The sequence below is a fragment of the Burkholderia sp. Ac-20353 genome, from assembly GCF_017104785.1.
Classification (GTDB): Bacteria; Pseudomonadota; Gammaproteobacteria; order Burkholderiales; family Burkholderiaceae; genus Burkholderia.
In genome coordinates this window covers 1-5817 of record NZ_JAAGPL010000330.1, presented here as the reverse complement: position 1 = coordinate 5817, position 5817 = coordinate 1, and the positions used below count along the sequence as shown (strand labels likewise).

Below are 5817 nucleotides of genomic sequence, written 5' to 3'. Positions count from 1 at the left end.
CATGCATGGGTCGTGCCGGAACGCCGGCGGCGGCGCCCGCCGGTCGACGGCGTGGCGATCGGCCCGCGCGGCGGCCGGCACGACACGCTCAGTATCGCGCGGTCCGGCGCCGTTGCGTGATGCCGGTTCGATATGTTGGCGGCGGGTGGCGGTGCGGCTTCGTCACGCTGCGTCGCCTCCGGCGAGCGCCTTCGATCCTTCCGCATAACCACGCGCCTGCAATTCAGCGAGCATCGACGCCGAAAAATCGTAGTCGGTCGCGAACGACACGGGCCCCGTGCGGTGCAGCGCGATCCGCTCGATGCGGATCGGCGCGCGATTGCCCATCAGCCGGATATAGAGCGGCTGCTGGCGGATCGCGCTGGCAGCCGGCTCCGCGACCTGCGTCATGATGCTGCCGACGAGATCGCTGAAGTCGTTCGCGTATTCCTCGAAACGCAGGTCGCTGCGCACGCGGTCCATATAGCTGATTTCCTCGCGGCGCAGCATCACTTCGACGAGGTTTTCCGGCATCCGCTTGCTGCCGGTAAACAGATCGACGATGAAGATCCGCCCGCCGATCCGGCCGCACCGCTCGAGCACGAGGTCCAGCGGCGAGTTGCTGACGATGCCGCCGTCCCAGTACGCGTGCCCGTCGAGCTTCGTCCACGGGATCCCCGGCGGCAGGCTGCCGCTCGCAAGCAGGTGCTCGGGCGTCAGCCGGTCGACGTAGCTGTCGAAGATGCGCGGCTCGCCGGTCTTCACGTCGACGGCGCTGATCAGCAGACGCGTCGGGCTATCGCCGAGCGAATCGAAATCGACATACTTTTGAATCAGCGCAAGGATCGGATGCGGATCGTAGAGGCTCGTCGTGCGCCCGTAGAGCCAGTCGATGCCGTTCAGCGGATTCCACCAGCGCGGCTGCAGGAAGTTCGGCACGCCGAACCAGAACACATACGCGGACAGCATCATCTGCTGCCATTGCGGGCCGCCGGCAGCCGGCAGCGGGATCGCGAGTTCGCGCCAGAACGCGTCGAGCGCGCGCGAAGGCGCCTTCGGATTGCTCGCGATGATCGCGCCGTTGAACGCACCGATCGACACGGCCGACACGATGTCCGGCCGGATCCCGTGCTCGTCGAGCGCGCGCGCGACGCCGCATTCGAACGCGCCGAGCGCGCCGCCGCCCTGCAGGATCAGCATCGTCTGCACCGGAAGGCGATCGAGCGGAAAGCGGACATCGTGCAGGCGCCCCTGCTCCGTCTTCAGGTCGAGCCGCAGCGAGATCGCGTCGGCCAGCGATGCGATGCTCTCGGCCGGCTGGTCGACCGCGAATGCCGCGCGCAGCACGTCGTCCTTCAGGTACAGCAACGCATACGGACCGTCGCCGATCGTGCCGCGCCCGATTACGTCGGTCGCGCCGGACTGATCGCCGAGAAAGTTGTACGACACGCCGAACACGTCACCGAAGAAGATCGACACGTCGCGATACGGCACCTGGCGGCCCGCCATGTTGCGCGCGGCGATCTTGCCTTGCCGGATCGCGTTGTCCCAGTGCTCGATGCGGCGCCGCACGCCGAAGATCGGATCGTGGAAGTTCGCGACGTCGCCCGCCGCATAGATGTTCGGATCGGCCGTGCGCAGGAATGCATCGACCTCGATGCCGTCGTCGATCGGCAGGCCGGTGTCCGCGAGGAACGCGCAGTTCGGCGTCACGCCAACGGCGATGATCGCCACATCGCACGGCAACGTATCGCCGTCGCTCGTCTCGACCGCATCGACATTGCCGTCGCCCAGCAGTGCGTGGACGTCGCAGCTCGTGCGAACTGCGATCCCGCGCTCGGCGCAGCAGCGCGCGAAGAACCGTGACAAGTCGTCCGACTGCAGCCGCGGAAACACGACCGGCTCGCGCTCGAGAAGCGTCACGTGCAGGCCGCGCTCCTGCAGCGTCGCGGCGAGTTCGATGCCGATGAAGCCGGCGCCGACGATCACGACCCGCCGCGCCCGTGCGAGCGCATGCTGCAACGCACGCATGTCGGCCAGCGTATGCAGGCACAGCACGCCCGCAAGATCGATGCCCGGCACCGGCGGCACGCGCGGCGACGTGCCTGTCGCGATCAGCAGCTTGCGGTAGTGGAAGTCGCCATGCGTGTCGGTCCGGACGATGCGCGCGTGCCGGTCGACCTGCGTCGCATGTGCGCCGAGCAGCAGATCGATCCGCAGCTGTGCGTAGAACGCCGCGTCGTGCAGCGCGAGATTTGCGCCGGAATGTGCGGCAGAATCGCCGTCGCCATCGCCAGCATCAGGCAGCTTCGTGAGCGGCGGACGGCGGTATGGCAACTCCGCTTCGCCGCACAGCATCGCTATGCTGGCTGCGTCATCCTCGCGGCGCAGCGTCTGCGCGGCGGTCGCACACGCGACACCGCCGCCGATCAGCAGATAATCGACTTCCCGCATCGCGTTCCCCGCTTTTCGGCGGTTCGCCACGGTTCGCGAATCGTGCGCGGCGTCAGAGCGACGGGCGCGTCCCCGTCGCATACCGCCGTTCGTGCAGCTGCTGGCAATGCGCGCACCGCTCGGCCGTCGGCCGCGCCAGCAGGCGTTCGTAGCCGACGGGCGCATCGCAGTCCGCACAATCGCCGTAGCTCCCGTCGCGCATCCGCTGCAACGCGCGCGCGATCGCGCGCAGTTCCGCGAGCTTCATGCCGATCAACGCATGATCGACGTCGACGAACAGATCGGCGTTCGCCTCGTCGCCTTCGTCCGGCGCCGCGCCGGCCAGGTCAGCGTACGACTCGGACGCGCGCTGGTGCTCGCTCGCGCGGATTTCGGCTCGCAACGTCTGCTCGCCCTCGCTCAGCCTGCGATGCAGCGTCTGCAATTGCTGTTCGTCGAGCGCCATCGTCGTGCTCCTTTTCCGGATTCCGCAGGTCGCAGACAGGCACGGCATGCGGCGTGGCCTGGCGCGCGGAAAAAGCGTGCGGAGCACGCGCCGCGCGGCCGGTTCGGCACCCGGTCAGACAACACGCCGGGCGCTTCGACGCAGCATAAACCCAATGTGCAGACGTGTGTTGATCGGCATCACGCGGCGCGGAACGTGCTCGCGAAAAGCGGGGACCGACGCGAAATCGTTTCGCACTCGCGCGCGGCGCTGCGTGCGGCGAGCCGGCGGACTTCGCGGTTCGCTCCCTGGGTGCCCGTCGACGCGTGACGGGACGTGTCGACGCCGATGCGTGCAAGCAAGCCGCAACCCTGCGGCGTCAGCGCCGGGCGCGGTGTTTCGCCTGGCGCGCCGGAGACCAGTTCGACGTACTCCTGCGAGACGAGCGCGTCGAAATCGGGACTGGATCGATCGACATGCTGCGGTGCCTGCGCGACCAGCAGCAGCGTGGACAATTCGTGCGGGGTCAGCATTGCTGTGAGCTCCTCGTAACGAATGGCGCGCCGCGCCTTCTGGCACGAAAGTGACGGCGCGAAGACGGCGCAAACCGTGCCACGCAGTGTGACGTGAGTGCAGTGCGCAAAAGAATGCGGGCTTTCCACACCTGCCGGCTGGCGAACGATGTGCTTGTCGATGTGCTTGTTGTGCGGCATGCGTGATGTCTTCATCCCGCATTCGATATGACCAATGCGCGACGCATGCGCTGCAGCCACGCTTCGTTAGCGCCGCTAACGTTTTCCGAATCTGCCCACGCCATCGCGCGGCTGTCGCCGTTCGAGTTCGTCGAGACGCGCGATCAACGTTTTCGCGACGGTCGCCGCGCGGCCGCCGGCCCGCAGCCGGCCGCCGATCGCCTCGAGCCGCGCACGCCAGTACGCGGGCCGCAGCACCGCCGTCGTCGCAGTCGCGCACTCGCGCGCGTCGACACGCGACAGTTCGTCGATCATCGCCTCGACATGGCGCAACTCGCGTTCGTCCTCATCGTCCCATGCCATCGCGTGCTCCGATCCGCTCGTGCGCATGCCGTTGCCTGCCGCACTGCCCGCTCAGTGTAGGCAACGCATTTGACGGAAATCTGACGACTATCGTGATCGTATCGACGCATCGGATGCAATCGCGTGACGCAGCGCGCTTGAGGTCGATCAATCCCCTGCACAAAGGTGCGCCGTAAAGTGGTGACAGGCCGCACGCGCGCACCGTGCGCCGGCGCGCGCGTGCGATCCGCTCGACACTCGGGAGACAGCCATGGTTTTCGGCGTCATTATCTGGGTCGCGCTGGCGGCCCTGTTTCCGACGATGGTCGTGCCGACGATCCAGCACGCCGTCGCGCCTTCCACCATGCCCGCCGCGCCTGATGCGCAGCCCAAGGACGCCACCGTCGCGCCGCAGGTCGGTGCTGCGCAGGCCTCAGGTTGACGACGCACGGCCCGTGGCGATATGGGTTCACGCCAATTGCTACGGACTGCGTATCGCGTGACGTGATTCTTCCACGCCGGGCGAGCGTGTCGCCGGCGTGGCTGGTGTTACCCGATTTTTTGCCCGATTTTCTGCCCGGCTTGCGGCGTCGCTCGACTGCCGCGACCGGGCGCTGACGCGCCCGCCCCGCCCGCCTGCGCTCAGCGCACGTCCTCACCGAGCCATTTCTTGCTGATCGCGCCGTACTCGCCGTCCTTGAGCAGCGTATCGAGCGCCGCATTGATCGCTTCGCGCAGCTTCGGGCTGTCCTTGCGCACCGCAATACCCATCTTCTCCGGATACAGCAGCTGCCCGGCCGGCTTCGCGTCGATGTTCTTCTCGCGGATCGTCAGGATGCCCGCGATGCGGTCCGTCACGAACCCTTCGATCCGGCGGTTCTGCAGATCGATCAGGATGTCCGGCAGCCCCTTGTAAGTCTTCACCTGCACGTCTGGCCGGTTCTTGCGCAGCCACGCCTCGTAGGTTTCGCCGAGCGTGACGCCGACCACCTTGCCCTTCAGCTGGTCGATGCCCTGCACGCTGCTGCCCTTCGGCACGAACAGCTGTGCGCCCGAGCGGTAGTAGGTCTGCGAGAAGTCGACCGCCTTCAGCCGCTCGTCGGTGATCGCGAGGCTGCCGATGATCGCGTCGTACTTGCCGGCCAGCAGCCCGCCGACGATGCCGTCCCACGCGGTCATCACCGGCACCGGCTTCGCGCCGAGCCGGCCCGCGATCCGGTTGCCGATGTCGACGTCGAAGCCGTTCAGCTTGCCGGATTCGTCGATGAAGCTGAACGGCGGGTACTTGCCGGTCAGCGCGAACGTCAGGTTGCCGGTCTGCTTCACCTTGTCGAGATCGTCGGCATGGGCCGCTACGCTCGCGGTACCGATCAGTGCCGCGCAGAAGGCGGTCGTCAGTCGTTGCAGCAATGTCATCGTCAGTCTCCAGAGTAGTCTTCGTGAATCGAACGGCCTGCGCCGTTCGATGTGAGGAAATCACTTGCGTGTTACGGGCGGGCGACCTCGAACAGCGCTGCCGCGCCCTGCCCGCCGCCGATGCACATCGTCACGACGACGTGCGTAACACCGCGGCGCGCCCCTTCGAGCAGCGCGTGGCCGACCATGCGTGTGCCGGTCATCCCGTACGGATGGCCGAGCGCGATGCTGCCGCCGTTGACGTTCACCGTTTCGTACGACAATCCGAGCGCGTCCACGCAATGCACGACCTGCGACGCGAACGCCTCGTTCAGCTCCCAGAGGCCGATATCCGCGACCGTGAGCCCCGTGCGCTCGAGCAGCCGGCGCACGGCCGGCACGGGCCCGACGCCCATCTCGTCGGGCCGGCAGCCCGCGACCGTGCACGCGACCATCCGCCCGAGCGGCGGCGTCGCGAGCGTGTGCAGCATCGCGTCGGACACCACCGCGCAGGCCGCCGAGCCGTCCGCC

General features: G+C 67.5%; 6 protein-coding genes and 1 pseudogene. 1 reads left to right on the top strand and 6 read right to left on the bottom strand.

What is annotated here, in order from left to right:
* Positions 1-162 precede the first annotated feature (162 nt).
* The 4 genes from G3N94_RS39300 to G3N94_RS39285 form a co-directional block, all read right to left on the bottom strand.
* Positions 163-2433: an FAD-dependent oxidoreductase gene (locus G3N94_RS39300; protein WP_205799586.1), complete on the bottom strand. Its 2271-nt coding sequence runs from the start codon at positions 2431-2433 to the stop codon at positions 163-165.
* A 52-nt stretch (positions 2434-2485) separates the two neighbouring features.
* Positions 2486-2878, bottom strand: coding sequence for a TraR/DksA family transcriptional regulator (locus G3N94_RS39295; RefSeq protein ID WP_205799585.1), 393 nt, complete (start codon positions 2876-2878; stop codon positions 2486-2488).
* A gap of 179 nt (positions 2879-3057) precedes the next feature.
* Positions 3058-3390, bottom strand: a complete 333-nt coding sequence (locus G3N94_RS39290) for a hypothetical protein (RefSeq protein WP_205799584.1) — start codon at positions 3388-3390, stop codon at positions 3058-3060.
* 255 nt (positions 3391-3645) lie between these two features.
* Positions 3646-3912 carry a hypothetical protein gene (locus tag G3N94_RS39285; RefSeq protein ID WP_205799583.1) on the bottom strand — a complete coding sequence of 89 codons (267 nt, stop codon included), beginning with the start codon at positions 3910-3912 and terminating at the stop codon, positions 3646-3648.
* A 250-nt stretch (positions 3913-4162) separates the two neighbouring features.
* Here G3N94_RS39285 and G3N94_RS39280 point away from each other — a divergent pair, with 250 nt between their 5' ends.
* The gene (locus G3N94_RS39280) at positions 4163-4333 is read left to right on the top strand and encodes a hypothetical protein (RefSeq protein ID WP_205799582.1); all 171 of its coding nucleotides are present in this window, start codon (positions 4163-4165) and stop codon (positions 4331-4333) included.
* 200 nt (positions 4334-4533) lie between these two features.
* On the opposite strand, the gene G3N94_RS39275 is transcribed toward G3N94_RS39280, so the two are convergent.
* Both G3N94_RS39275 and G3N94_RS39270 read right to left on the bottom strand, forming a co-directional pair.
* Positions 4534-5307 carry an ABC transporter substrate-binding protein gene (locus G3N94_RS39275; protein WP_205799581.1) on the bottom strand — a complete coding sequence of 258 codons (774 nt, stop codon included), beginning with the start codon at positions 5305-5307 and terminating at the stop codon, positions 4534-4536.
* 71 nt (positions 5308-5378) lie between these two features.
* Positions 5379-5817 (bottom strand): annotated as a pseudogene (locus G3N94_RS39270) (acetyl-CoA C-acyltransferase); the annotation flags it as partial.

What these genes read in the sequence shown, in the direction of transcription:
- G3N94_RS39300 (WP_205799586.1), bottom strand. Translation starts at nt 2,433, where the DNA reads ATGCGGGAAGTCGATTATCTGCTGATCGGCGGCGGTGTCGCGTGTGCG.
- G3N94_RS39295 (WP_205799585.1), bottom strand. Translation starts at nt 2,878, where the DNA reads ATGGCGCTCGACGAACAGCAATTGCAGACGCTGCATCGCAGGCTGAGC.
- G3N94_RS39290 (WP_205799584.1), bottom strand. Translation starts at nt 3,390, where the DNA reads ATGCTGACCCCGCACGAATTGTCCACGCTGCTGCTGGTCGCGCAGGCA.
- G3N94_RS39285 (WP_205799583.1), bottom strand. Translation starts at nt 3,912, where the DNA reads ATGGCATGGGACGATGAGGACGAACGCGAGTTGCGCCATGTCGAGGCG.
- G3N94_RS39280 (WP_205799582.1), top strand. Translation starts at nt 4,163, where the DNA reads ATGGTTTTCGGCGTCATTATCTGGGTCGCGCTGGCGGCCCTGTTTCCG.
- G3N94_RS39275 (WP_205799581.1), bottom strand. Translation starts at nt 5,307, where the DNA reads ATGACATTGCTGCAACGACTGACGACCGCCTTCTGCGCGGCACTGATC.